General features: G+C 54.0%; 26 protein-coding genes. 13 read left to right on the top strand and 13 right to left on the bottom strand.

Translation table 11 applies throughout. The annotated features are described in order from the left end of the window. Positions 1 to 44: 44 nt before the first annotated feature. The 6 genes from bioB to O77CONTIG1_RS11490 all read right to left on the bottom strand — a co-directional run bounded on the left by bioB (position 45) and on the right by O77CONTIG1_RS11490 (position 5,847). A complete protein-coding gene (bioB, locus tag O77CONTIG1_RS11515; RefSeq protein ID WP_286132665.1) occupies positions 45 to 1,049 on the bottom strand; it encodes a biotin synthase BioB in 1,005 nt (334 codons plus the stop codon). A gap of 132 nt (positions 1,050 to 1,181) precedes the next feature. Continuing rightward, on the bottom strand, positions 1,182 to 2,438 hold the full coding sequence (bioA, locus tag O77CONTIG1_RS11510; protein WP_286132664.1) for an adenosylmethionine--8-amino-7-oxononanoate transaminase: 1,257 nt from the start codon (positions 2,436 to 2,438) through the stop codon (positions 1,182 to 1,184). A 55-nt stretch (positions 2,439 to 2,493) separates the two neighbouring features. Beyond that, complete coding sequence (gene bioD / locus O77CONTIG1_RS11505; protein ID WP_225894748.1) at positions 2,494 to 3,117, bottom strand: dethiobiotin synthase; 624 nt, start codon at positions 3,115 to 3,117, stop codon at positions 2,494 to 2,496. Positions 3,118 to 3,141: 24 nt separating this feature from the next. After that, complete coding sequence (locus O77CONTIG1_RS11500) at positions 3,142 to 3,945, bottom strand: methyltransferase domain-containing protein (RefSeq protein ID WP_172799673.1); 804 nt, start codon at positions 3,943 to 3,945, stop codon at positions 3,142 to 3,144. 23 nt (positions 3,946 to 3,968) lie between these two features. Next, positions 3,969 to 4,688 (bottom strand): alpha/beta fold hydrolase, encoded by a 720-nt coding sequence (locus O77CONTIG1_RS11495; RefSeq protein WP_068510714.1) that lies wholly within the window; start codon positions 4,686 to 4,688, stop codon positions 3,969 to 3,971. Further along, positions 4,672 to 5,847, bottom strand: a complete 1,176-nt coding sequence (locus tag O77CONTIG1_RS11490; protein ID WP_068510712.1) for an aminotransferase class I/II-fold pyridoxal phosphate-dependent enzyme — start codon at positions 5,845 to 5,847, stop codon at positions 4,672 to 4,674. Before O77CONTIG1_RS11490 ends, O77CONTIG1_RS11495 begins: the two co-directional genes overlap by 17 nt. 173 nt (positions 5,848 to 6,020) lie before the next feature. Between O77CONTIG1_RS11490 and O77CONTIG1_RS11485 the strand changes: the two genes are divergently transcribed. Together O77CONTIG1_RS11485 and O77CONTIG1_RS11480 are read left to right on the top strand one after the other, a co-directional pair. Then, positions 6,021 to 6,467 carry an SRPBCC family protein gene (locus tag O77CONTIG1_RS11485; protein ID WP_068510710.1) on the top strand — a complete coding sequence of 149 codons (447 nt, stop codon included), beginning with the start codon at positions 6,021 to 6,023 and terminating at the stop codon, positions 6,465 to 6,467. A gap of 363 nt (positions 6,468 to 6,830) precedes the next feature. Next, positions 6,831 to 7,562, top strand: coding sequence for a response regulator transcription factor (locus O77CONTIG1_RS11480; RefSeq protein WP_068510709.1), 732 nt, complete (start codon positions 6,831 to 6,833; stop codon positions 7,560 to 7,562). Positions 7,563 to 7,656: 94 nt separating this feature from the next. On the opposite strand, the gene O77CONTIG1_RS11475 is transcribed toward O77CONTIG1_RS11480, so the two are convergent. Beyond that, complete coding sequence (locus O77CONTIG1_RS11475; protein ID WP_084782546.1) at positions 7,657 to 8,067, bottom strand: Mo-dependent nitrogenase C-terminal domain-containing protein; 411 nt, start codon at positions 8,065 to 8,067, stop codon at positions 7,657 to 7,659. A gap of 641 nt (positions 8,068 to 8,708) precedes the next feature. Between O77CONTIG1_RS11475 and menB the strand changes: the two genes are divergently transcribed. Then, positions 8,709 to 9,542, top strand: a complete 834-nt coding sequence (gene menB / locus O77CONTIG1_RS11470) for a 1,4-dihydroxy-2-naphthoyl-CoA synthase (protein WP_068510707.1) — start codon at positions 8,709 to 8,711, stop codon at positions 9,540 to 9,542. A 950-nt stretch (positions 9,543 to 10,492) separates the two neighbouring features. Continuing rightward, positions 10,493 to 10,849 carry a DUF1815 family protein gene (locus O77CONTIG1_RS11465; protein ID WP_068510705.1) on the top strand — a complete coding sequence of 119 codons (357 nt, stop codon included), beginning with the start codon at positions 10,493 to 10,495 and terminating at the stop codon, positions 10,847 to 10,849. A 59-nt stretch (positions 10,850 to 10,908) separates the two neighbouring features. Here the strand turns inward: O77CONTIG1_RS11465 and O77CONTIG1_RS11460 are convergent, their stop codons facing one another. Continuing rightward, positions 10,909 to 11,709 carry an RMD1 family protein gene (locus tag O77CONTIG1_RS11460; protein WP_068510703.1) on the bottom strand — a complete coding sequence of 267 codons (801 nt, stop codon included), beginning with the start codon at positions 11,707 to 11,709 and terminating at the stop codon, positions 10,909 to 10,911. A gap of 454 nt (positions 11,710 to 12,163) precedes the next feature. On the opposite strand from O77CONTIG1_RS11460, the gene O77CONTIG1_RS11455 reads away from it, so the two are divergent. From O77CONTIG1_RS11455 to O77CONTIG1_RS11440, 4 genes are all read left to right on the top strand, one after another. Next, entirely contained in the window at positions 12,164 to 13,708 is a 1,545-nt protein-coding gene (locus O77CONTIG1_RS11455; RefSeq protein ID WP_172799672.1) for a serine hydrolase, read from the top strand. A gap of 247 nt (positions 13,709 to 13,955) precedes the next feature. Next, a complete protein-coding gene (locus O77CONTIG1_RS11450) occupies positions 13,956 to 14,417 on the top strand; it encodes a tRNA (cytidine(34)-2'-O)-methyltransferase (protein WP_068510700.1) in 462 nt (153 codons plus the stop codon). Between the two features lie 1,798 nt (positions 14,418 to 16,215). Further along, positions 16,216 to 18,066 carry a peptidoglycan DD-metalloendopeptidase family protein gene (locus O77CONTIG1_RS11445; protein WP_225894777.1) on the top strand — a complete coding sequence of 617 codons (1,851 nt, stop codon included), beginning with the start codon at positions 16,216 to 16,218 and terminating at the stop codon, positions 18,064 to 18,066. 296 nt (positions 18,067 to 18,362) lie between these two features. Next, positions 18,363 to 18,614, top strand: a complete 252-nt coding sequence (locus tag O77CONTIG1_RS11440) for a hypothetical protein (RefSeq protein ID WP_068510696.1) — start codon at positions 18,363 to 18,365, stop codon at positions 18,612 to 18,614. Positions 18,615 to 18,780: 166 nt separating this feature from the next. Here O77CONTIG1_RS11440 and O77CONTIG1_RS11435 read toward each other — a convergent pair whose 3' ends face one another. The 3 genes from O77CONTIG1_RS11435 to O77CONTIG1_RS11425 form a co-directional block, all read right to left on the bottom strand. Continuing rightward, a complete protein-coding gene (locus tag O77CONTIG1_RS11435; RefSeq protein ID WP_068510694.1) occupies positions 18,781 to 19,086 on the bottom strand; it encodes a DUF2973 domain-containing protein in 306 nt (101 codons plus the stop codon). A 249-nt stretch (positions 19,087 to 19,335) separates the two neighbouring features. After that, on the bottom strand, positions 19,336 to 19,671 hold the full coding sequence (locus tag O77CONTIG1_RS11430) for a DUF2605 domain-containing protein (RefSeq protein WP_068510692.1): 336 nt from the start codon (positions 19,669 to 19,671) through the stop codon (positions 19,336 to 19,338). 164 nt (positions 19,672 to 19,835) lie between these two features. Then, entirely contained in the window at positions 19,836 to 20,393 is a 558-nt protein-coding gene (locus tag O77CONTIG1_RS11425; protein WP_068510689.1) for a DUF2854 domain-containing protein, read from the bottom strand. A 122-nt stretch (positions 20,394 to 20,515) separates the two neighbouring features. On the opposite strand from O77CONTIG1_RS11425, the gene O77CONTIG1_RS11420 reads away from it, so the two are divergent. From O77CONTIG1_RS11420 to O77CONTIG1_RS11400, 5 genes are all read left to right on the top strand, one after another. Further along, complete coding sequence (locus tag O77CONTIG1_RS11420; protein ID WP_068510687.1) at positions 20,516 to 20,701, top strand: hypothetical protein; 186 nt, start codon at positions 20,516 to 20,518, stop codon at positions 20,699 to 20,701. Positions 20,702 to 20,802: 101 nt separating this feature from the next. Next, a complete protein-coding gene (locus tag O77CONTIG1_RS11415; RefSeq protein WP_068510685.1) occupies positions 20,803 to 21,126 on the top strand; it encodes a 2Fe-2S iron-sulfur cluster-binding protein in 324 nt (107 codons plus the stop codon). A gap of 57 nt (positions 21,127 to 21,183) precedes the next feature. Beyond that, on the top strand, positions 21,184 to 21,384 hold the full coding sequence (locus O77CONTIG1_RS11410; RefSeq protein ID WP_156435700.1) for a hypothetical protein: 201 nt from the start codon (positions 21,184 to 21,186) through the stop codon (positions 21,382 to 21,384). Between the two features lie 119 nt (positions 21,385 to 21,503). Beyond that, positions 21,504 to 22,172 carry a bifunctional phosphoribosyl-AMP cyclohydrolase/phosphoribosyl-ATP diphosphatase HisIE gene (gene hisIE / locus O77CONTIG1_RS11405; RefSeq protein WP_317134255.1) on the top strand — a complete coding sequence of 223 codons (669 nt, stop codon included), beginning with the start codon at positions 21,504 to 21,506 and terminating at the stop codon, positions 22,170 to 22,172. A 247-nt stretch (positions 22,173 to 22,419) separates the two neighbouring features. Further along, positions 22,420 to 22,656 (top strand): acetyltransferase, encoded by a 237-nt coding sequence (locus O77CONTIG1_RS11400; protein ID WP_286132662.1) that lies wholly within the window; start codon positions 22,420 to 22,422, stop codon positions 22,654 to 22,656. Here the strand turns inward: O77CONTIG1_RS11400 and O77CONTIG1_RS11395 are convergent. After that, positions 22,653 to 23,906 carry an MFS transporter gene (locus O77CONTIG1_RS11395; protein WP_068516433.1) on the bottom strand — a complete coding sequence of 418 codons (1,254 nt, stop codon included), beginning with the start codon at positions 23,904 to 23,906 and terminating at the stop codon, positions 22,653 to 22,655. The genes O77CONTIG1_RS11400 and O77CONTIG1_RS11395 overlap by 4 nt on opposite strands. Before the next feature lie 213 nt (positions 23,907 to 24,119). Beyond that, positions 24,120 to 25,595: a CHASE2 domain-containing protein gene (locus O77CONTIG1_RS11390; RefSeq protein WP_172799671.1), complete on the bottom strand. Its 1,476-nt coding sequence runs from the start codon at positions 25,593 to 25,595 to the stop codon at positions 24,120 to 24,122. Between the last annotated feature and the right edge of the window lie 233 nt (positions 25,596 to 25,828).

Genomic DNA, 25,828 nt, shown 5'->3' with positions numbered 1-25,828 from the left:
GAAACTCTTCTGAATTCTTCAATAGCGTAGGCTTCTTGCCCGCGCTATTTTTTCACGCTATTTTTTGGGGTGGTTTCTAGGCAAGATACCAGCGGCTCTGCGCCAATGTCGGCCAGCAGCTGGCGATCGCGCTCTTCTGCAGGATTGCCCGTCGTCAGCAGCGTATCGCCATAAAATATCGAGTTTGCCCCCGCCAAAAAGCATAGAACCTGTGCTTCGCGGCTCAGTTGGCTGCGTCCCGCACTAAGGCGCACCCTTGCCCTAGGCATGGCGATACGGGCAGCGGCGCACATCCGCACCAGTTCCAGCGGGTCGATGGGCGGTTGAGCTTCTAGCGCCGTGCCCGCCACAGCCACCAGCGCGTTGATGGGTACGCTTTCGGGATGCGGATTCAGGCTGGCCAAGATACTCAGCATCCGGGCGCGATCGCTCAGCCCCTCGCCCATGCCGATGATGCCGCCGCAGCAGACGGAAATGCCCGCCTGCCGAACCCGTTCCAGCGTTTGCAGGCGATCGCCATAGGTGCGCGTGGTGATGATCTGCCCATAAAATTCGGGGCTGGTGTCGAGGTTGTGGTTATAGGCAGTCAGCCCCGCCGCAGCCAGCTTTTCCGCCTGGGTGTCGGTCAGCATTCCCGCTGTCACGCAGGCCTCCATGCCGAGCGATCGCACGCCCCGCACCATCTCCAGCATTTGATCAAACGCTTTGCCATCCCGGATTTCACGCCACGCCCAGCCCATACAAAAGCGCGACGCACCCGCCGCCTTTGCCCGTTCGGCCGCCGCCAGCACTACTTCTACCGGGTGAATTGGCTGTGGTTCAACGGTGGTGCGGTAATGGGCCGATTGTGGGCAGTAGGCGCAGTCTTCCGAACATCCGCCCGTCTTCACGCTCAGCAGTGTCGCCAATTGAATCTGGTTCGGGGGATTGAACTGGCGGTGAATCGTTTGGGCGCGATGCACCAGATCCATGAGTGGCTGTTGCAGCAAATCGAGGACTTCTTCAGCCGTCCAGTCGTAGCGCAGTGCAGGAATAGAAGACGCAACCATAGGTCTTGATGCAAACATCAGGGCAGGTTCTCATCATATCCCTAGCGGGTGACTCTCTGGCGGGTAGAAGTTTTCAGGAATCTAATTGTGGGTGCTGAAAATTGGGCGTGAAGCCTGAATCTTCAGGTGACTTCAAATTAGAAAATCTTTGGACAAATCCGTCAAGATTTCTTCAATTCCCTGATAGATTTGGGACAACTCTGCGTCACGGATACAGTAGGGCGGCAAAATATACAGAACGTTTCCAAGTGGACGTAGCAGAAGACCTTTGGCGATCGCCCGCTGACGAATTTCCAGCGAAATTGTGTTGAGGTATCCCGATCGTTCTTGGGTCACCAGATCCATCGCTGCAATCGTACCCGTAACGCGCAATTTTTCAACAGCAGGATGGTCTTTCAACTGAGCCAACTGTGCATAATGTTTTGCTTCCATACTGCGAAACTGTGGCTCATATTCAGTCATTAGCTCTAGCCCTGCCAGCGCCGCCGCACAGCCCAGCGGGTTGGCTGTATAGCTATGTCCGTGATACAGCGTTTTCAGCGGCTCGTCATCATAGAATGCGTGGTAAATTTCTTCTGAGCAGACTGTTACAGCAAACGGCAAAAAGCCGCCCGTAATTCCTTTAGAAAGGCAGAGAATATCAGGCGAAACGCCTGCTTTATGACAGGCAAACCAGTCCCCCGTGCGCCCAAAGCCCGTCATCACTTCATCAAAAATCAGCAGCGTGTTAAAAGACTGGGCGATCGCCCTCAGCTTCTGCAAGAACTGGGGTCTACACATCCGCATTCCACCCGCCCCCTGCACTAGCGGTTCAATAATTATTCCTGCGATGCGATCGCCCCGTTCATCTAGCACTTTCTCAAGGATTGAAAGAACCTTTGCTTCTGTTTCTTCAGCCGTGCGATCGCCCCAATGGGTTGAGGGAAATGGAACAAACTCCACGTTAAATAGCAAGTTGGAAAATACCGCCGAAAATAAGGAACGCGCACCCACTGACATCGCGCCAAAGGTGTCCCCATGATAGGCTCCGTCAAATGCTAGAAATGTGCTTCTTGCCTGCCCCTGATTCACCCAGTATTGATACGCTATCTTTAGCCCGACTTCGACCGCCGTTGAGCCATTGTCAGAAAAGAAGACCCGATTAAACGGAGCGCCCAGCTTTTCGACTAGTTTCTCCGCCAGTTGCTCTGCGGGGTCATGGGTAAATCCAGCAAAAATGACTTGCTCGAGCTGCTGCGCCTGCTGATAGATTGCCTCAGCAATTTTGGGATGGCAATGTCCGTAAGTGTTGACCCACCAGCTGGAGATGCAGTCAATCATTTTGTGCCCAGTTTCTAACTCCAGCCAAACGCCTTGAGCAGATTTTACTTTTAGAGGTTCAAGCGCCACTTTCGCTTGGGTGAATGGATACCAAATGTGAGGATGCATGGTTTTAAGAAGGTATTTAAGCTCGGAAAAGCTGATCAAATACTTGCTTGAGTGTAGCGGGATTGACTTCGGCTAATGGCTCCAGTTCTGCAAGAATGGGCACGTTGCCGTAGTGGGCGATCGCTGCTCGATTTCCCTCATTTTTGGGGCCGTTCACAATCACACCCAAAATCGGAATTTCCATCCGCCGCAGTTGAGACAGCGACAGCAGGGTATGGTTAATCGTGCCCAACGTGCTGCGAGTCACGAGACAAACCGGAAGCTGAAACTGTCGGATTAAATCAATCACAAAATCCTCTTCATTGAGCGGCACCATTAGCCCGCCTGCTCCTTCAATAATGAGAGGTTTATATGGCAGTTGAGAGGGTAGCTGAAAATCGGAAAGATGGATCTGAACACCATCAATCTCAGCGGCGGCATGGGGAGAGAGGGGCTGCGTTAACGTGAACCTTTCTGGCAGGAAATGGGAGTCATCTAAACCAGTGACTTTCCGCACGTAATCCGTATCGCTGATCGGATCAAGCCCCGACTGAATCGGCTTCCAATAGGACGCATTCAGCCCAAGGGTTAGCAAGGCAGAGACGACCGTTTTTCCTACGTTAGTATCGGTTCCTGTAATGAAGAATTTTTCTGGAAACATGAACGAGTGAATCGGCATCTTTGGTTAAATTTTATTGCGAGAAATAGTGAAATAGGCTACGTCATAGTGAATCCCTTCGGAAAGACTTGCAAATTCATCGAGTGCGCCAACCAACTGTTTAAAGTCTGAAATGGAAAGCCTGGTTTTGGAAAGGCTAGTTCCCGCACCAATTTGCTTTAAGCTGCGGAAGAAGTCACGTGAAGACGCGAAGGAAATGCCGATGGATTGTTGCCAGTATTGAGTTTGAACAGGCCGAGATGCGAGGAATTGGGCGATCGCCCCTGGATCAGGCAGGAGATTTCCGGTAAAGGACAAGTCCAGGCTTCGACAGGCTGCTTTCCACTCTGGAAAACTGTGACAGGTTGGGAACGAGATGAGAATTTTGCCGCCCGGTTTGAGAGCAGAAATCCAGCGATCTAGCGCAGGCTCAAGCTGCTCAAACCACTGCACAACGAAGCTGCTAATAATCAACGCATAGCTCCTAGAAATGGGTTGCCAAAGTTCACCGTCAAGGGTTCTGAAGGTCATTTCAGAAGAATGGCTGGTCTGAGAAACTTGCTGCTGGCAAACGGCGAGCATTGACTGGGATAAGTCAGTGATTTCCAGAGGGCGATCGCCCATCTTCTTTACTAATCCTTGAGTCACAAAACCCGTACCGCAGCCAATCTCAATCACTTTTCCAGAGGGCAGTTCAGGGCACACCCGATCGAGTTCCTCTAGTAACCGGGCCCGCGCATTTTTTTTTGCACCAAAGCTGCCCTGATCATATTGCGTTGCAGCTTGTCCAAAGGCTTCCTCAATTCGACATTTTGCATGGGTTCTCTCCAAAGCATTAGCGCCGTTTTCTAAAATCATGCGGGAGGTAGAGAATGAATAGCGGCGATCGCCCGTTCCCAGCAGCGCTCAAAATGCGTCAAATGCAGTAGATGTCCAGCATCGGGAATCGAGATAAACTCAGCCCTCGCCAGCAGATGCGTGGCTTGCTCAGGGGTATCTGGAAATGGAACAATGCGATCGCTCTGACCATGAAAGGCAATGGCATGAGCCGTTTGCGGCAAGTGGTCGAGATTCTGAATCGACTCATCTAACAGTTGTAAATCTTGCAGCAAGAGGGCAGAATTGAGCCGATTTTCGCGAACCCGAAAACTTTCAGAAGGTTCACGCCAGGCTGGATCAACCTCGACAGGTGAGAAACACTTTTTGTAGAAGTTTTGCAAGACTAGGCTCGGTGTTTTTTCAAACTGCTGAATCATGATTTGGAGAATGCTTTTTGAGCGATCGCGCGATCGCCCCGACAGCGGATGAAACGACGAAAATCCGCTGAAGACCAGCACTAGATCGGCCTGATGCATCTGCTCTACTGGACAGAGATGAAGCCCATAGGAATGAGCCAGAATCACTTTACGGGAAGGCTGTTGGCTAAAACCGGGCTGATTGGGCAAGCCAAAATAGCCCCGGTCGAATAGTTGCACCTCAACGCCCGCAGTTTTCAACGCCGCCGCCCACAGCTGCCACAGGTCTGCGTCAAACCCCCAGCCGTGATAGGCAATCGCCTCAATGCCGCTGCTCATGCCCGTTCCTCAACGCGCCAATTAATGATCCTAAATGCTGGCTGGTGTGCTGGCTAGAGAGTGCGAGCCGCAGCCGCGCCGTGCCTTGGGGAACCGTCGGTGGGCGGATGGCCGCGGCAAGGATGCCCTGAGATTCTAGCCATTGAGCTAGGTACAGCGCCCGTTCCGCCTCGCCCAGCATGATAGGAATAATGTGCGTGGAGGATGACCCAGTGTCGAATCCTGCCGCCCGAAGCTGGGTTCGCAACGTCTCTGCGTGACGGGTCAACCGCTGGCGATCGCCCTCCAGACTGGGCATCAGTTCCAGCGCAGCGGCGATCGCCCCAATCACACTGGGGGGAAGCGCTGTGGTGTAAATAAAGCCGGGGCAAGCGTTGATCAAATAGTCCCGCAGTCGCGCCGAGCAAACCAGGAACGCACCAAACGCACCAAAGGCTTTGCCCAGCGTGCCCATCGCCAGATCCACACCACGATTGCCCATCGCCAACCCCATTCCCCCCGTGCCTAGCACCCCGATCGCGTGGGCCTCGTCCAGATACAAAATCGCGCCGTAGGTCTGCGCCAGGTGAACAAGCCGATCGACATCCGCGCGATCACCATCCATGCTGAACACCGTTTCCGACACGATCACGACACGACTGTAGCGCTGATTCACCGCCTGTCGCAGCAGCGATTCCAGATGCTCGTGGTCATTGTGCCGATAGCGGGTTAGCGTGGCGCGGCTGGCCAGTGCGCCGTTGAGCAAGCTGCTGTGAACTAGGCGATCGCACAGAACCAGCGCATGTCGATCGAGCAGCGCCCCCAAGACCGTTACATTTGCCTGAAACCCAGAATTGAACAATAGCGACGCTTCGCGCCCGCAGGCCGCCGCCAACGCCGCCTCTAGCTGCTGGTGAATGTCGAAACTGCCTGTCACCAGCCGCGATGCAGTTGCGCCCGTGCCGTAGCGCTGCGTATAGTCCTGGGCGGCAGCAATCAGCGCGGGGTGTTTGGACAATCCCAAATAGTCATTAGCGCTAAAGTTCACCAAGGTCTTGCCCTGCTTTTGCACATGGACGGCATCGAGCGGCACAACCCCTTGGAGCGATCGCCTCGTTTGCTGGCGCGATCGCCCCTCCAAAAACGCCTCAACAAACGCGAACTTGTCCCCTTCCTCCATTCCCGTCAATCGCCAATATCGTCATACCTGCCGATTTAAAGCCTCTCCCCTCTTCCCTCTTCCTTCTTCCTTCTTCGTTCTTCCCTCTTCCCTCTTCCTCCTTCCCTCTTCCCCGGAAACTTTGTACAGTAAAGCAGTAGCCCCAACCGATCGCAGTTTCTCATTTTCCCATCATGGCCGACTGGTTAGATCACACCGTTCAAGTCGAAGTCGAAGCGCCCATCGAGCGGGTGTGGGGACTCTGGTCTGACCTGGAGCAAATGCCCAAGTGGATGAAGTGGATCGACTCGGTGACGATTCAGCCCGATCACCCCGACCTGTCGCGCTGGAAACTGGCTTCTAGCGGGTTCGAGTTTAGCTGGCAGTCGCGCATCACCAAGCTGGTGCAACACCAGATCATGCAGTGGGAATCGGTGGACGGACTGCCCAACCGGGGCGCAATCCGGTTTTACGATCGGGGCGATCGCAGCGTGGTAAAGCTCACGGTGTCCTACGCGATCCCCGGTATTTTGGGCAAAGTGATGGACAATCTTTTTCTGGGTCGCCTGGTGGAATCGACGCTGCAAGCCGATCTCAACCGATTCCGCGACTACGCGCTACGGGCGGAGTTGTCGGGCTAATCGAAAAAATCTCTGGCGACAGGCGATACAAGGATTTCGGCGCAAAATCCGCGACGCAAAGTTAGTTCAAAAGTTAGTTCATAAGGCCAGAAGGCAGATAGAGGGCGATCGCCCAAGGTCTGAGCAATACCCGCTCTGGTTCTTCAACCCACTCTTACCGGACCATCTCTTGCCTCAGCTCGCAGGCTCCTGATTCAGCCTCCAGCCAGGAGAGTGCATTTTGGGCAGAAAAAATTTAGAATTTCTCGTATATTCTGTTTAAGTTCTACAAATGTTTGAACGGCTCTGTAGCTTTTGTTATTAATCCGTTATAAAAACAATAGATTCCATAGAATTTCTAAACGTTAAACCCAGTTTTTAATGATGCCTCGGATACTTGTAATCGACGACGACGTTTCCATCTCAGAGCTAGTAGCCGTCAATCTAGAAATGGCTGGATATGACGTGAGCCAGGCCGCAGACGGGGTCAAAGGCCAGGCGTTGGCACTGCAACTGCTGCCCGACCTGATCATGCTCGACCTGATGTTGCCCAAAGTAGACGGCTTTACCGTGTGCCAGCGGCTCCGGCGAGACGAGCGCACAGCCGACATTCCTGTGCTCATGCTCACCGCCCTCAGCCAGACCCAGGACAAGGTGGAAGGTTTCAATGCAGGCGCAGACGACTACCTCACTAAGCCCTTTGAGGTAGAGGAAATGCTAGCGAGAGTCCGCGCCCTCCTTCGCCGCACTGACCGCATTCCCCAGGCGGCAAAGCATACGGAAATTCTGAACTATGGCCCGCTGACGCTGGTGCCAGAGCGGTTAGAAGCAATCTGGTTTGACCAGACCGTGAAGCTAACGCATTTGGAATTCGAGCTACTGCACTGCCTGCTGCAACGGCATGGGCAGACGGTTTCCCCCAGCGAAATCCTGAAGGAAGTCTGGGGTTACGATCCCGACGACGATATTGAGACGATTCGGGTTCATGTGCGGCATCTACGAACCAAGCTAGAGCCTGATCCCCGCCATCCGCGCTATATCAAAACGGTTTACGGCGCAGGCTACTGCCTGGAGCTTCCGGCAACAGCCACCTCCGCAGAGTCGGTAGAACCATAGCATCACTCTGCTTGATCCCACGCCGCAGATCCATAAAGCGCTGAAACCATACTTTGACACTTTTGGGACACTGCTAACTCGACTCGGATGCTGATTAGCAATAAGGCGTTACGTCCACCCCGCATTCATCTGCCAGGTAGCACATTGCCCGAAACCGAAGCGCTACAACCTCTTCATAGACGGGATTGAGCTTGCACAGCGGCGGAATCCGGAGAATCGTTTTACCAAAGACCCGCACCTCTCGCTCGAAGGGACACCGGGCAGGGATCGCCTGACAGATCCGATGGGCTTGGGCTTCGCTTGAAATTTCAATGTTGTTGAGCCATTGGCGTAGGGGTTGCAATGGCCCACACTGGGGACGCAGCGACGGTGAGACGAATGCTGTTCTGTAGAGGGTAGTTGGTGGCTCGGTGGCTGGATGGAACTGACTGGTTGCAGCGTCGTTAGGAAGCCATGTCCAGCTAGAGAGCGCCAGATCCGGGGTTCTGTAATGAGACCAATTCATGTCAATACCTCGCCCTGCAATGGAGGGATGTGACGGTGAGAGAAGGACTTTGCGCTAAGTTTGCGTTAATCCGGTAAGTAAACCGCTAAGTAAACCGCGAGAAGGCAGCAAAAGTAGCGGATAAGAAACTGTTAACCTTTTCTACAAGCTGTAGAGAGCCGCTACTGCAACCAACCTAACGCTTTATTGATGAAGTTGGGGTAGTGCTGTAGACATTGCAGTGTGAATAATTTACGAGCTTTCTAAGCTACGGCTAGAGGTTGATGGGCACACTGCGATCGCCCTCTGCTGCTCTGCCCTCAGATTGCCCCCTGCCTAATCGAAGGATTCGCGTGGGATTACGGAATTCTGGCAACAATGCGATCGCCCTACTGGGGAATTTACGTGCTTTGTAGGCCATAAAAATGAAAAACGAAGAACGAAGAGCGAAGAGCGAAGAACGAAGAGCGAAAATTGTAGGGGGTAAGGGGGTTCTGGGGTGGGGCTGGGATTGGTAAACTGCGAGATCGCGCAACGTGGTAGGCTCGTAGGGCGATCGCCCACCCATGTTTCTTGCACAGTTGCTTGCTTTCTCTTAAATTTCCTGTGCTGGCGTTCTCGCTAACTTACCCACTCACTTTTTTCTGGCATCGATCCCTACCATGCACGCGGACTGGCAGACTGCAAAAAGCTACGAAGATATCCTCTATCACAAGGCAGATGGCATCGCCAAAATCACGATCAACCGCCCCCACAAGCGCAATGCCTTTCGTCCGGAGACGGTTGCCGAACTGTACGATGCCTTTAGCAATGCCCGCGAAGATCCCCGGATTGGGGTGGTGCTGTTGACCGGAGCAGGCCCCCATACGGACGGGAAATACGCTTTTTGCGCGGGCGGGGATCAGAGCGTGCGCGGTCAGGGCGGCTATTTAGATCAAGGCGGCACGCCCCGGCTGAACGTCCTAGACTTGCAGCGACTGATCCGCACGATGCCTAAGGTGGTGATTGCGCTAGTGGCAGGCTATGCGATTGGGGGCGGTCATGTCCTTCATGTTGTTTGCGACCTCACCATTGCCGCAGACAACGCCATTTTTGGGCAAACTGGGCCCAAGGTTGGCAGTTTTGACGGGGGCTTTGGTGCTAGCTATCTGGCCCGTATTGTTGGACAAAAGAAAGCGAGAGAAATCTGGTATCTCTGCCGCCAGTACACCGCCCAGCAGGCCCTCGATATGGGGCTCGTCAACTGTGTTGTGCCTGTGGAGCAGTTGGAAGCCGAGGGGATCGCTTGGGCGCAGGAGATTCTGGAGAAAAGCCCAATCGCCATCCGCTGCCTGAAGTCTGCTTTCAATGCCGATTGTGATGGACAGGCGGGGCTGCAAGAGCTAGCAGGCAACGCAACGCTGCTCTATTACATGACAGAAGAAGGTAGCGAGGGCAAGCAGGCGTTTCTGGAAAAGCGATCGCCCGATTTTCGTCAATATCCCTGGCTGCCCTGAGAGCAAGCGCTGGAGCCATTTGGGCGATTGCTCGAACATGGGGATCACGCCAACAGCTTTCATCATCGAATCCTGATTAAACTTCCCATCTTCTTCCCACTTTAAAGATCCCGAACTAGAATGTGTTTGAGAGTTATGCTCCGAGGAGTCAAGCTACATAGCTCAACAGGATTGCAACAAAATTGATTGGGCAAGGTTCTGGCAGGTTCCAGACACCACAGATACAGGCACTACAGAGCAAGCGTCAGGCGTTTGGGGATCACTCTCCTGCGGGGTTATGAGATCTTCATGTCTCAGGATTCCTGACTTTTACCCTTTTATCTTTTCAAGGCTGGTGTTCCCATCTAGCTCAGATTCCGATCTAGTGAAAGATTGAGTTGTCCGCGTCTTGCTTCCTGCCTACTTGGGGCTACCCTACTGGGGGCTACGGAGTCTTATCTGTTAAGCGCTTTACGAAGTTGGGATAAAGATGTGGTTGTGAGCAGTGCAAGTTTACGGAATCGCTCTGGATCAAACTGTAGACAGCCATAGAGGAGTGGCTGAAGTCGAGGTTGACTGATTCCGATCCTGCATAAGCTGGCTTCCGAAGGGATATAGAAGAGGATATAGATTAGGACTGTTCAGGGGTATCTGCGGCGATCCGATTGAGGGAGCATACTTTTTCACCGAGGGTTGTTTGATCATTCATAGAAATTTACTGATGATCATGCCGAATGTGACCGGAGATACCCATAGGACTTTAGAACTGAGCTAGCGTCCTAAAAGTCAGGCAAGTCGGGATTTTCAGCTTCGCTTCATACTTTCGCTACAAACTCCTTTTTCGTAAGAATGTTTTAATATTTAGGGCGAGGCGGTTGTGTCTCGAATAGCTACAAATACCTAAAAGAAGGTTACGACAACCTAGAATAGTCGAATGTGATGTTATAGAGTGTGGTGATTGGAGGTCGAAGATGTTTTTGCGACTTGCAGAACAGCACCGTCGGTTTGTTCATGACTTGGTAATGGATCTCCAGGCATTGGCCATTGTGCTGGAGCGCCAGGGTTACCTTGCGTCTTGCTATACCTGCGGTGGTCAGATGAACAGCGCGTCCTTTATGGTGAGTCTGGGTGAGAACCACCTAATCCGCTTTTTGGTGTCAGACTATGGCATTACCTGGACAGAGATGCGCGACGATCGCGAGCTAATGAAGCTTGAAGGCGCAGAGGCGGTTAGCCAGCTTCAAGAATTGGCGAATCTCGCAAAGTTCCAAATTAAGCCGTCGGACGGGCATGTTTCGCTAGCGCGGGTTTCGGGTGGGGCAGCCTGAGGTTGTTTTTGAGTTTCTGGGCTTTGAATTTCTGGGCTTTGAATTTCTGGACGATGCGCTCAGACCTTGACAAAGATATCGTAGAACGATAGCAAGATTTCTACTACGATCAGCACAACAACGTACCACTCTACGCGCAGGCCGCTGTTGTGCTGGAGCAGATCTAATACTGTTTCTGCTGTACTGGAAATCAGTCCTAGCTTGCGTTCTAGAGCCTGGTGGCGATCGCGGATTTCATACTCATTTTCTAAGCGGGCGTAGAGTCGCTCCAGTTCGGGTGCTTCCCAAAGCAGGTCGGGCTTGTCGATAATTTCGACCCGACCCACAATCTTATGCTGAATGGATAACGTCCGTCCTAGCTGCCGCAGGAGTTCTTTGCCCCAGCGCTCATTTTTGGTGGTGCGCTGTAGTCCCGCCGCAAAGGGTTCGATTTGGTCAAAGACGCTGGCTGTGCTCAGTTCGTAGTGTGCCAGCACCACGCTCTTAGCCAGCACATCGGCCACCACTTGCAGCGACTCTACGCTAAATTCTTGCAGCGAGATAATCCCGTTTTCCACCTGCCCCGCTCGCGACGGCTCGATCCGGAGGGTCGCTTCCTCAGTTTCAGGCTTGTTGAACGGCTCCTGCACCAGGGGTTTCAAGTTATTTAAAAACGTGGCTTCTTCGATTGGGTCTAGCCCAAATAGCACCACTGCGCCGTATTTAAAGAGAACCACGCAGCCATCGCTTCCAGCGGCGATCGCCAAGGGTTGCCGTCCGAGGGGTGTGGTCGCTTCTAGCGTCCGCAAGTCGAGGCGCTCTCCAAGAAAAATTGCGCGTCCTTTAACTGCGTCTTTGTCAGGAAATAGTAATTTTTGCATGGGGTGAATTTCAATAGGCTTGTCTTTCTAAACCAGCGCAAGCCGCTACTCACCTTCTTGCTGTCGCATGATTAAAAACCAGAAACGGCTCTGTCCAAAGCGTTGTCTCTCTGGAGGGCAGTGGGTTGCTGGGCTGATCATGCCTGAAAACTAGGGGTGCAATTCCTTGCTGAACCAAAGCGGCTGGACAGCAGAACGTCTCGAATTCTGAGGGAAGCCTGCTGTCTGAGCGCTGAAACTTTATCTTAAACGATCTAAATCCTCGTCGTTTGACGAGGATTGCGCGGATCTGTCTTGTCTAGTCAGTTTTCCCTAAAATTCGGTGCGACGGATGAAACGGGGTTCGTTATATTTAGCTGTAAGGTCAGAAATCGCGTGACGCAAGTCGAAAATTTCCTGGAGGTATGCCCTTATGCTGGGTTCTGGAAAACCATCCCGCTCGTCCCGACGCCGCATGAAACGGCGATCTGGGCAGGGTGGAACTCAGCCTCTGGGGTCTGTGCCGCCGGCCGCAGGTAGTCGATCGCAATCGGGCGATCGCTCGGCTACAAATCAGACTCCTCGTTCGGGACATACACTGGTGCGATCGCCCCGGCCCATCTCCCCCCGTGCCTCCTATTCGGCCCAGCCACCGCTGAACTTACGCAACGTCCTGGATCATTCAGAGCGATCAGCCGCTGCTGGCAACGGTCGCCGATCGTCTGAACGGTCGAATCCGCCATCTCTGGCGCTAATCCAACCCCAGCCTCGCTCACTTTCTCCGAATGGGAATCGGTCTGATTCGGCAAGACGACCTGAGCGTCCGGTGGCGCTGGCTCCCAGACCCGTGGGGCGATCGCGCTCGACTCCCCGCCGGAGCCGCGCCTACCCCCCAGCCCCCACTTCGCCACTGCTCTATGCGACTCGCCTGATCATTCTGGGCGTGGGGATTGGGGCAATCGTGGGCACCAGCCTCTCTGTCTGGAATCCGACAATCCGGGCCCAAGACACCACAGCCGCCAGCCTGGCCGCCAGTCCTACCCCCGCCCTCAGCCCCACGCCGACTCCTGGCTTTCGCGGTGATATTGTGCCTGCCAATCCGTCTTCTTCGATTATGAAGCTGCGTCTCGGGCAGCCGATTGCGCCACTAACGACCACACTACAGTCGCTTGTAGCTCAGACCGGGCTATCGGCTGGCGTGTTTGTGGTGGATTTGGACACGGGTGACTATGTGGACTTGAACGGCAGCACGGTGTATCCAGCCGCTAGCACGATCAAAACTCCCATTCTGGTTGCCTTTTTGCAAGATGTCGATCGGCAGCGGGTGCGACTGGATGAGTCTCTGACCTTGCAAACGATTGATATCACAGACGGCTCCGGTGAAATTCAGTTTATGGAAGTGGGCAGCCAGCTTAGCGCCCTGGATACCGCGACCAAAATGATCACCATTAGCGACAATACGGCCACAAACATGGTGATTCACAAGCTGGGCGGACTGACCGCACTCAATAGCCGATTTCGCGATTGGGGCATGAGCCACACCGTACTAAATAATCTCCTGGCAGATTTGCAAGGCACGAACACCACCAGCGCCCGCGATTTGTCGCTGCTGCTAACAGCCGTGAGTCAGGGAGATTTGCTGTCGCTGCGATCGCGCGATCGCCTGCTCGACATCATGCGCTCCACGGTAAACAACAACCTCTTGGCGGCAACTCTCGGGCCGGACGCAAAAATCGCCCACAAAACTGGCAACATCGACAGTCTTTCGGGCGATAGCGGGATTGTAGATATGCCCAACGGCAAGCGCTACGTGATTACCGCCTTGGTACAGCGGGCGGGCGATGCTGGATCGGCGGCACAGCTCATCCAGCAAATTTCTCAGGCAACCTATCAATACTTTGCTCAGCCCCCTGCCGTGGCTGTCCCGCCCAATGTGCCGGGTTCTACGGCTAATCCCGCTACCGCGCCTTCGAGCCAGGATTCTAGCGCCTCTGATCCAGCACAGCAGCCAACTCTTTAGTAACTCAGCCAGCAACTTGGTGGAAAAAAGCGGGTATCCTGCGCTCCATCTATCCACTGCTGAGCAATCATTAGAATGAGCAATCATTAGAAGAATCTATACATTCCTGACCTGCGATCGCCCTTGTGAGTCAGCTTCAGACCGACGCACGCCACCCACTGCGATGCATCGGATCTCGCACGGCTCAGATCTCCAATTGCTGCTGACCGACAGACCTATCGGGCGATCGCCAACTTCCGCTTTCCCTATGCCCAGCGTTGTTCTCGTTAATCCCCAGATTCCCCCAAACACGGGCAATATTGCCCGCACCTGCGCCGCCACCTGTACACCGCTGCATCTGTCGGCCCCCTTGGGCTTTGAAATTAGCGATCGCTATCTCAAGCGGGCGGGGCTGGATTACTGGAAATACGTAGACTTCTACTATCATCCTGACCTGCAAACATTCCAGCGCTCCCATGCCCAGCAGGGAGGACGCTGGATCGGCTTCAGCACTTCAGGGTTATGTAGCTATACAAAGTTTCAGTATCGAGATGACGATTGGCTGTTGTTTGGCTGTGAAACGACAGGTCTACCGGCTGACGTGTTAGCTGCCTGCCACACGGTCGTCAAAATTCCGATGGCTCAACCCGGTGTACGCAGCCTCAATCTCTCAGTCAGCGCTGCTTTGGGGCTTTTCGAGGCGCGTCGTCAGCTTGGGCTTTTAGACTAGCCCCGCCACAAAGCTGACTCAGGAACAGCCTGATTCTCCTGTTCCTCAGGAAAACGCTCACTCCATATCTATATATATATGGATATATATGGAACGGAACTTCCTCAGGCGAGTAATTTTCTACGGAAAAGTTTATTACAGATGGAGTGGGTTTAGAGTAAGTGCCCAGGCTTTTCGTTCCTGAACGCTAAATTTGGGCAGAATTGGGGCGATATCGGGGCAATATCGGGGCGACCTGAGGGCAATATGGGGGCGATCGCCCTTGAATCCCAGCGCCTGAAATCTAACCCCACTGAGAAATTCTTGAGAACTCGCTCTGCTGCGAACTATCTTCCCAACACTGATGATCAGATTGCCCTAAGCCAGCCCGAAAAAAAATCAGGTCAATCCGAATCAAGCGCTTAGTTTGAAAGATACACAATAGAAGTCAGTAACCTGGAATACGAAAGAATGGGGGCTACCATAAGAAATCCCAATCTGAGAAGTGAGCCTTACAAGCCCTCCCCTAGGCGCGATTTATCCACTCGACGAAGCTTGGCATGGGTACTAAAAACCGGAGAAAAACGGGTAGTGTTTCTCCAGTTCGTCAACCGTGAAATCCTTGGATCTTCCTCCGTAGATTTGGAAGCTCGAAAGGACAATCGATTGAAAATTAGAAATCCTAATTACGCAAAAGCGCTCTCAGATTCCCACCAGAACCAGTAGCCAAAACTCTCTTCTGACAAGGTATTTGAGCTTTTCGCAAGATATCTTGTGTGAAGATAAAAGGCTGTAGTTTATTTTTCTTTTTAAGGATTAATGCAGTTACCCTGTTAACAGCTAGTCTTTTTTGAAGAACTGGTGTAAGCTCATCGGTTGTTCTGAGCGTCAAGTGATGAACGTTTTTTGCCTAAGGTTTAGACGTTTAGATTCTTTGACAAGGGTAGTTTAAGCATGGGGTTATTCGAGAGTGTTGATTTTTTTGAAGACTGGTGTAAGCTTGTCTAAGCAAAAAGCTTAAGGTAATCTTACCTAGTTGTAAGGCGCGTCAGTGATTAGAACCGCCGTCGGTCTGTGACTTCGGTCACTGCATCCGTGTCAACTTGATTCCAACGACTGGTTCCCTTTGAGGACAGTTGAACGCCGCTCAACAGGAGGTTGTTCTTTGAGACGAGCATTTCCGCAGAAGGTTAAGCCTGTTTCCTGTTATTCGTCTGACTACGCAGCCGAGGCAGGGCAGCCCAAGCAGAACCCCCGAGAGGTTAGCCGCAAGGCTCGCACTTCTGCCGCCATGCTTGGGTTAGCGCTCTCGATGGGCGCTTCTAGTTTGTTGCTCCCAAGGCACAGCGATCAGGCGACCGCAGCCGAACCGAACTCCGTTGAGTCCGAAGTTTCTACAGGCTTGTCGGTTCCCCAAACTAGTTCTCTGGATTCCCCCCTCGCAAGCCCTGGGATAGACGAAGTAGATCCCACTGCCCTGTCCGCCCCTGTCAAGGCTTCGTCGTCCTCGACGTATTCCGGGGCAATGTTCACCCACCGGGTTCGATCCGGACAGACACTTTACAAGATCGCTCGTTACTACCGGGTTCCCGTTAGAACGCTTGCCGAAGTTAACGGTCTTTCCCTGGATTCTGTGCTTCGGGTCGGGCAAGCAATTCGAGTTCCGGGTCACCGGAGAGCAGAGTCGGCTAGCGTCTTAGGGGTTGCGCCTGAGCGTACTCCGCAGCCAATTCCCAGCGTAGAGCCTTCACCACTTGCAGCAGACACGCCTGCTTCATCTTCAGTAGGCGTTTTGGCGGAGCAGACAGCGCCATCCGAGGTGGCAGCTATTTCGGAGGAAATTCGCACCTCAGACCGTCCCCTTCGCTACGCCAGCCTCGAAAACCTCCGCCAGCGCCGAGAGCGTTTGCGTAGCGTGTTGACTAGCCAGCAATTGCAGTCCGCGGTGGAACCGTCTAGCTTGTCTAAGGATGACACCACTCCTTCTGTCCGTATTCAGGGCAGTGACCAAAGCGGCCCTCTAGGGGCAGGTGAAAAGCAATCGGTTTCGCCTCCTTCATCTAATGGACTAGCCGCTTCGGGTTATGGTGAGCGGAGTTTGACAGCGGTGCTGCCGGCTGGCGGTAGTGTCCTGTATCGCGTTAAGCCAGGGGATACCTTGGGGGCGATCGCCCTTGCCTACGACGTTCCTCAAAGCGTTTTGGTTGCAGCGAACGACTTAGACAATCCCCATCAACTGCAAGTTAACCAGGTTCTTGCAGTTCCATCTGGCTCTGCAACGCTTGAGAGTTCTTCCAATGCTCTGAGTCAGCCTGCTGGTGATGTTTCTCTTAATCCAGAGCAGCCTGTGTTGCTGGCTCATCGCGTTTCTGCTGGAGAAACTATTGAGCAAATTGCGAGCGCCTACGGCGTATCGAAAGATGCTGTTGTGGAAGCCAGCGGTCTGCAGGATCCGGATGTAATTCAGATTGGTCAGGTCATTGCAGTTCCTGCTGAGTCGTCCGAGCTAGTGTCATCGGCCCGTCGCCAGTCTTCGGTCGTGCTGCCCCCGGCTGATTCTCGTCAGGTTGGCGAGGCTTCTACGGTGTTTGAGCCGTCTGATTCAGTGCCCACGCTGGCTACTGGCAGTTCTGTTCTGTTTGCGACTGAGTTTGTTGGGGTCGGGGGTGTTGCTCCTGCCCGGAGCGAAGCGGTACGTTCTGAAGTTGACAGACCCGGAACAACTGAGGTGGCGGCGGTTGTCTTGCCTGCTCAAAACCCTAGCCGCACCTATGAGCATTTGCACCGACTGATCAACGATGTTGCGACTTTGCGGTCGTCAGAGCCTTCAGAAGGGTCGAGTTTGGACAATCAGACCAGCAAGTTCGCTCAAGATAATCAGCCCTCCGTGGTTGCAGCGCTCAACTTGAGAAGCGTTGGTTCGGCTCAAGACTTGGGCGATCGCTTTGTACCTTCTGTACCCACAGTTGAACCTGTTCTAGAGGCTCGCCCTGGAGCGACTCAGCCTGAACCTGAGGTTGTGTCTGAGTTAGATGCGGGAGAGTTTGCGGTAAAACCGGGGGCCTTAGATTCCTCTAATCCTTCTGCTAGTGCTGAGCCTGAGCTAGTGGCTGCTGCTCCTGCTAGCGAATCTGCTCCTGCTGCGAGCAGTGGACAACTTGTGGCAGTTGCCCCCCTCGGATCAGAGAGCTATGAGCCTCTTCTAGAGCCGCTGGTGGGTCGCATGGTTTCTCCTGAGCTACCTGCGCTCTCTCAGATGGATGCGTTTTTGCCAGAGGGGACTTCCGTTTCAAACGGTTTCATCTGGCCAGCGCGTGGAGTTCTGACCTCTGGATTTGGCTGGCGCTGGGGACGGATGCACCGGGGAATCGACATTGCAGCACCCGTTGGCACACCCATTGTGGCAGCGGCGGCTGGAGTCGTTGAGTTTTCCGGTTGGAACTCTGGTGGCTATGGCTACATGATTGACATTCGTCATGCGGATGGCACCCGCACTCGCTATGCCCACAATAGCCGTCTACTGGTGCGCGTTGGGGATCGAGTGGATCAAGGTCAGCATATCGCGGCGATGGGTAGCACGGGCTTTAGCACTGGGCCCCACGTCCACTTCGAGATCCATGTCCCGAACCAAGGTACGGTTAATCCGATGTCTCTCCTAGCGCGTCGATAGTCGAGTTCGAGAACGGATACCCTAAAAGGTTTAAGGGGTCGCTTTTGCAGTCATTTGCGAAGCGACTCTTTTGTTTGGAATGCAGCGTTCAGAACGCTGTGGATTGGACTATGCTTGAGTGTTGAATGAGGGCTGGGCATTCGCGAGTAAGAAAGCCCATGTGCAGATCCCATCTGCCTTTGTTTCCTTAGCGATATCCGGGCGATCGCCCCATTTTCTTTTGGGCTTGGCTTTTATTTTGATGCTTTTTTAGGGAATATTGACCACAGCACCGCGACGCAGAGGATGGATTGACTATGCCCAGAACACCGAGCGAATTTGCTGTTCACCTGTTGATGGAGGGCGGACATCGAGAAGAAGTTCGTTTTTCAACGATTCAAGACTTTCAGAAATGGTACAGTGGCGAACTAGTTCCCAAAGCCACCTCGGATGACTTTATCAGCGTGCCGATCAAAAACATCCAGGGCGAGTATATGGTTGTCCGCCCCTCCAAGGTTTTGGCGCTGCGTGTCGAGCCGATTTTCTCTGGCAGCGTCGATCGATACTGAGTCGCGAAAACGAAATCAGGGCGATCCAATTCAGGTGGGCGATCGCCCTCTCTGACTTGTCTGACCCACCTTAGTCAAGACCTCAGTAATCAAGACCTCAGTTAGGTGAAAGAGTCGCAGACCGTCACCGTTCCTGCACTTCCAATAACGACGAGTTCAGGATGAATTAAGCCTCTTCCTGGGGCTTTTCGGCAGGACTGGGCGATGCATTATACAGCGCATCAAGCTGTTCACGAGCATCTTCGACCGAGATTGATCGCATTACCAGATACGGCTCATTAATCAGGTTTCCCGCGTTGTCCAGCAGTTCTGGATGAGAGGCGGACTGAAGGCGACTGGAGCGATAGGGCTGTGTTGGGGGCGCATAAGCACGCTGCGACTCTATACCCAGCGTCATCAAGCTGCGGATCAAGTTGCTGACTGCCAGCAGCGCCAGGATCGTAAAGGCAACGACATAAAGCAGATGTAGCATAGTGCTTTCCTTCTAAATTGCGTAACCCCGCCAACCTGAACCGTTGGCATTAGTTTTGAAAGTTTTGAACAGTTAGAGCAATTAACCCGTCGAGCAACTTAAGTCGAATAGTCAAATGCTTAACAAGCAGACACAAACATCTGAGGTTCTCTCATAATTGCAGTACACCATTGCAGTACACCAACGACGCTCAGAATATAAGTGCATTCAGACCCGTCGCCACTGCCAAGGAACCCCCCAGTGAACCACTCAAGGCTCTGAGTCTTGCGACTGAATCCGCTCCAGACGAAAACGACTCGAAACCTGCCAGCACTCCGTCACCAGCGAGTGCCAGGGAACCATGACGGCTGCCTCTACACCCACCTTCCCGTCTGTTGCCCTAAGGAGCAACTGGGCCGTTTGCACCTCTTGCTGAGCTTGCAAAACTCGCGCTAATAAATCTGCCTGTTGCTCATTGCTGAGAAACGAAATGGGCTGGGATTCTAGCAGGGTTTGCGATCGCTCAAACCAATACTGAAAGTCTTCTAACAAAGGATCTAACAGGGTTTTCAGCAAATCGGGTTCCGGTGTACTCGAACCAGACATAGAGGGTTAACTGAATATAACTTTATCCTGTAATCTTAACGTGATTTACGTTTCGCAACAATTTTTGACACATAAAGTCAGACCCGCCCGATCGAGTTTACAACCGGACGGGGCTTGTCTGCGCTTAGGTCAGGGGATTCGCTTTTGGGGATTAACCCGGAAGGCTAAGCCTGGGCTGCTCCAGTCGAAATTAGCGCTACGTCAATGTAATCTTCACCGGGCTGGCTGATCTCGACGCGCAGCCCTGGACCGAAAAATCGCTCAATCTTTTCCCGCTTGCTGTTCCATTTTTCCAGCGAAATATATTCAGACTCAAATTCCAGAACGAGTGCATAGGCTCCGTCTCGATCTTCTTCCCGCAGGGCGACCAGCACCGGGCGCTCATCGTCCGTCGGCTCCAGCCCCAGACTCTCTAGCGAACTATCGAGATGCGCTGACTGCCCGTAGCGATAGCGAGTCACGTCCTTGCGAATCTGATGCTGGGTTTCGGTTGCTTGCTGATCTCGCAGCGCCAAGGCAGCAGCCGAAGGCGGCTGAGAGTATGGAACTGGGGGCAACTCGGAAATTTTCAGCGCCAGCCCGCCCAACAGCAGGGGGATGCCGTAGAAAAACCCTACTAGATTGAGCGTGGCGCTGCTGGAGAAATAGGCAATGAAGCCTACCACGGTGAGCAAACCGCCCACGACCAGTCCAACCGTCCCTAGCGAAATACGTCCAAGCATAGCCACCACAGATGAAAGGGTTGTTAACAATTATTCAACATTGTTGGAACGGTTTGATAGGATGAAGCTTGTGTCTAGCTGAACGAAAGTTGTTTAGGAGTTGATTGAGGAGTTTATTTCCCATGCTGGATGCTCAAGTTTTGCGCGATCGCCTCAAGTTTCTGATAAGCAAGCGCGACTCACTCGTGCGCCTGCTAGAGCAGCCAGATTTGGGGACGCTGCGGATCGATGTTAACCAAGCGCTAGAAGAGCTAGACGACCTGATTGATGAGTTTAAGCGCACCTTTCCCGACGCTGAACTGAGCTAGGGCTAGCTTCCAAGCTTCGGCTTTTAAAACGTCAGCCCACTTAGCGTATCTTTCAAGAACCCATTCCTCCTATCTGTTCTAACGTTACGCACGACTGCATCATGACCGACACTTATAGGGTTGAAATTCTTCACCAGGGAAACTCCCACACGATTACGGTTTCAGCAGATGAAACCGTGCTGGCCGCTGCTGTTGCTGCCGGATTGGATCTGCCGTCCTCTTGTAACGCAGGAGTCTGTACGACCTGCGCCGCGCAACTGCTATCGGGCATGGTGGAGCAGGGCGACGGCATGGGCATTAGCCCAGAACTGCAAGCTCAGGGGTTTGCGCTGCTCTGTGTTGCCTATCCGCGATCGGACTTGAAACTGGAGACGGAGAAGGAAGATACGGTATATGAATTGCAGTTTGGTCAGTTCCAAAAATAGGGATTGAGCATCGGCATCAGAAACCGAGAGTCAGGATTTAGCGGACTGGGACTGGCAATGAGGCTGGAGTTGGTGACGGTCGAAGTTCATCTGGGCGGCGAGTTGGGCGAGTTGCAGACGGCGATCGCCCAAGCACTGCTGGCCTACGGTGAGCCGCTGCGGTGGGCGGTGACGCGGGTGGAAGGCGATTCGCGAAGCAATCTCTACGGGAATCGCCAGCTTGCCCACGTCGAGGCGGTTGTAATTGTCCCATCATGACTTTTAAATCCTTTTAGTTAGATAGTTTAGACAGAATTTTCAACAGAATTTGCGACAGGGATTGATCGGTCACAACCATTGATTTACAAGCATCGATCTCAATTACCGATTAACACAAATTGACGCACGACGGGGTGGCGGTCATGATTGGGCAACAGGCGCAGGACTCTCCAATTCCTTTAGATCAGATCCGCTATAACGAGGCGGGGCTGGTGCCAGCCATTGTGCAGGACTATCTGGATGGCACGGTGCTGATGATGGCGTGGATGAACCGCGAATCGCTGCAAAAAACTATCGAAACGGGCGAAACTTGGTTTTGGAGTCGTTCTCGCGCCGAGTTGTGGCACAAAGGCGCAACCTCTGGGCATCTACAACACGTCAAGGCGCTGCGATATGACTGCGACAGCGATGCGCTGCTGGTGAGCGTGGAACAGGTGGGCGACGTTGCCTGCCACACGGGGGAGCGCAGTTGTTTTCATCAGATCGACGGGGCGATCGCCCCTCCGCCTGCTGATACGCTGTCGCAGGTGTTTGAGGTGATTTGCGATCGCCGCGACCATCCCAGCCCAGACTCTTACACCTGCAAGCTGTTGGCGGGTGGGGACAACAAAATTCTCAAAAAGATTGGCGAGGAGGCCGCTGAAGTGGTGATGGCCTGCAAAGATGACGACCCAGGGGCGATCGCTGGAGAAGTAGCCGACCTGTTCTACCATACGCTGGTTGCCCTGGCCCACCATAAGGTAGATCTGCGAGCGGTGTATCAAAAATTGCAGGAGCGCCGTCGATAGTTCGCACAATAAAACGACTTTTGATTAGGTAAGCCTTGTCAGATTTTGATGATCCCACTGACAGGTTTACTAACAGGAAGCCGAATTAACCCAGCAGGCTTGCAACGCTGAAATCAAGTGGAGGGTTGTAGGGGCGATCGCCTCTACAACCATTTCTTCAAAATTTGAAGCGATGCTTTGGAGCCATTTTCCAAAGCTTGTTTCTTTACAGTTTTTTCTCCTTGCTTCTCTACAAGACTGTCCCGAAATGAAAGGAGTTTCATCCATGTTTCTCAAGGAAAAAGACAGCGAAGTTCTGATTAAGATTATGGATCTTGACCCGTTGATCAATCCCCTTTCTCCTGTCGTAGTTGGGCGATCGCAAGCAGGGGAAGAAGAACAAGACCCGGAAGAGTTTCTCAAAGCAGACCTGTGTTTTCCATCAAACGAGGGGCTACCCCGATGCTGGCTCGATGCAGAGTATCAATCTCCTCAGTCACCCTAGCGGTAGTGTCGTCCTTCCTGGCGAATCCGGTTGTCCAAATAGTGCAACGTCAAGATGGACGGCAGAATGCTGGCGGCGCAGGCGATCCAGAAACCGTGTGCAAGTTGAGCCGTGCCATCCATCGCCCAGCCGCCCAGCACTGGCCCGATGAAGTAGCCTGCCGCCCAGCAGAGTGAATTGACCGAAAGGTACACCCCACGCAATTCTGCTGGAGCCAGCGCAACGACGAGCGAGGCGGCTCCTGGGGTGTAGGCAGCCGTGGCGATCGCCATCAGCACCAGCGCCAGCACTGCCCAGCCCAGCGGCATCACTCGCGCCATACCCATCGCCCAAACTAGCCCAAACCCCGCACCCCAAAACATCGCCGACACGATCAGCATTTGCGGCTGGGTCAATCCTTGCAGCTTGCGAATTACCGGAAGCTGCGTCAGTGCCGTCAGCGCCACATAGCTCGAAAACAAAACGCTAATGGTGCTGGTGGAAAATCCGCGTCCCGCCGCAGTCGGCACAAAGTTGGCAAAGTAAAGCGGCAAGGCGCTGTTGAGCAACGCCAGATAGGTGGTAAACAGCGTACACACCACGGTAAAAATCAGCAGACTGCCGTCGCTGAGGGCCTGTTTCCAGCTTTTCAGCATGGACTGATGCGCCTGGGTGGGATTGCGGGTTTCGGCGATCGCCCGATACACAATCCCAAAAAAGATGACGTAGGACATCGCGTCGATCACAAACAGCGCCCGATAGGAACCCGTTGCTGCAATCAGCCCGCCGCCCAGGGCCACGCCCACGCCCAGCCCCAGACTGTCGCCCAGCCGGTCCAGCGCATAGGCTTCGTTTCGCTGGTCGATGGTGGTCAAATCTGCGACGACCGTTTCGGTGGCTGGCCAATATAGCCCAATCCCTAGTCCCATCAGCAGGTTGCCGATCAGGAAGGTGGGAAAGTCGAAGGTGACTGCCAAAATGGTCGAGGCCGCTGCCGACACCGCCGCCGACAGGAGCAGCGTCCGCCGTCGCCCAATCTTTGGGGAATCGGCAAACGACCCGCCCAGGACGCGCCCCAGCACTCCGGCGATCGCCCCAACCCCCAGCCCCACGCCCACCAGCGTCGCCGACAGCCCCACCCGGTTTACAAAGAAAATCGGTGCATAGAACAGCGTGAATCCGGTTCCCACCTGCGACAGCAGCCGCCCCGCAATCAAAATCCACACCCGAAAATCCAGATCCGGCAACCACCCCGCCAGTTTTCGTGCCAACACTCTCTCCGCCACGCTTATCAAAGAACCCCTGTAGTTTAGAGTTCCCCACCAGGGGGACACATCCCCTGCTTGGCGGAAGTGTTGGGGAATGGAGTGTTGGAGTGAGGAGAGGGAGAAGAATGAAGAATGAAGAACGAAGAGAGAAGAACGAAGAACGAAGAACGAAGAGGTTTCGTTTTTCGTTTTTCATTTTTTCCGCCCCTCCCCCCATCACCCATCCATCCCCTCCGCCTCCCGCGCCCGCCGTTCTCGGATTTCCCGGGCCCGCTGCTGGAGGTCTTTGAAGTAGCTGCTTTCGGTGATTTCGGCGACCTGGCGGGCGCGTTTTTCCTGGTCGATTTCGACGGTGGGCTTGATCACGCCCTGCACTTTTTCTTTCATTTGCTCGAACAGGGCTTCGGTGTAGCCACCTTTAGTGGCGCGGTCGAGGATGACGACGGCGAGGGCGGTGCTGAGGAGGGCGATCGCCGCTGGCGCAAGGGGCACCCAGCCGCCTTGCAGAAACAGCAGGTATGACAAACCCGCCAGCACCAGCACCGCCACACCCTCAGCAATCAAGAACCAGTGGGCTTTGGTAATCAACCAGGCGATCGCCCCGCCCACCAGCGACCAGCCCAACATCCAGAGCATTTCCACTGCCAGCGGCCAGTACCACACCAGGGCCCGCTCTCCCTTGGCCGCGCTGACCAAGTGGCTGGCGATCTGGGCGTGCAGAATTGCCCCTGGAGTGGGTTCACCACCATCGCTGTCACCGCTGTAGGGCGTTTGAAACAGGTCTTTCTTGATGCTGGAGGTATAGCCGATGATGACCATGCGATCTCGAATCAGGTCAGATGGCACCTGGTTTTGCAGCACGTCCATCAAACTGACCACAGGCGCGGCATGTTGCGCCGAGCGATAGCGCAGCATGATCTGATAGTCCGTCGCGCCTGTATGCCGATAGCCTGCGGTCTGTCCTTCTGCCAGTGGTTTCAGCAATGCCTGGCCCAACTGAATTTCGCCGTTGGGGGCAGGAACGGCAGTAATATTCTCGGCTTGCAAGTAAAGCAGTGCCATTGACAAACCCAGAGAAACCAGCGGATTGTGGGCGGCGGGCGTGTTGCAGCGATGCGCCGTTTCCTGGGGCAGCCGCAGCGGATCGGTAATCACCAGGCTAGCGCGGCGGATTATGCCCCTAGGATCGAAGGGCAGATCGGCAAAGGCAACCCGCTCGTCGGGCACGCTAGGGGGCGGCGCAAGGCTGGGTTCATTGGCTTTGCTGAGGGTGCAGGCAGCAAGGATGCGATCGCTCTCTTGCAGCACGCGCAGCAGTTCCCCTCGCCCCTCGCCCACGGGCAGGTCGCGCCCCACATCCAGCGCAATCACTCGCGGTTCCCCCTGCTCCAGATTTTGTAGCACTTGTGCCAATGTGCCGTCGTGGATATCAGGCTGGCTCAGCGATTGAATATCTTGGTCGGAAATGCCCACCACCAGCAGCCGCTCGTCGGGGCCCAAGTCGGGCGATCGCCGCACCAGCGAATCGTAGGTATCTAGCTCAGTACCTTGCAACAGCCCTAACTGGCGCACCGCCACAACTGCCCCCGTCACAGACAAACTCGCCACGCCCAGCGTCGCCGCTAGCGCCCGCAGCGCCTTCAGCCGTTTGCGCGTTAAACCCAATAGGCGATCACCCGATGGAGGAGTCATAGTATATGCGGCGAGGGAACTGCCTCTCATCCTAGGACAAGGGTCAGGGGCAAGCGCCAGAGATCAGAGAAAATTCTGAATTGAGATCCAGCGCACTGCGAAAAGGAATGGGCAAAGCCCGTACTTGGCGGAAGAAAACCCCACTTGGACTGGCTAGAAAGCCGTCTCCAGGGGCGCGGCAATTTTTTGCAGAATAAATTTGCAGAATGAATGCGAATTGCCAGTGCGAATTG

It is taken from the genome of Leptolyngbya sp. O-77, assembly GCF_001548395.1.
Taxonomy (GTDB): domain Bacteria; phylum Cyanobacteriota; class Cyanobacteriia; order Elainellales; family Elainellaceae; genus Thermoleptolyngbya.
The sequence above is the reverse complement of the archived record's forward strand: the minus strand, read 5'-3'. Positions and strand labels throughout refer to the sequence as shown.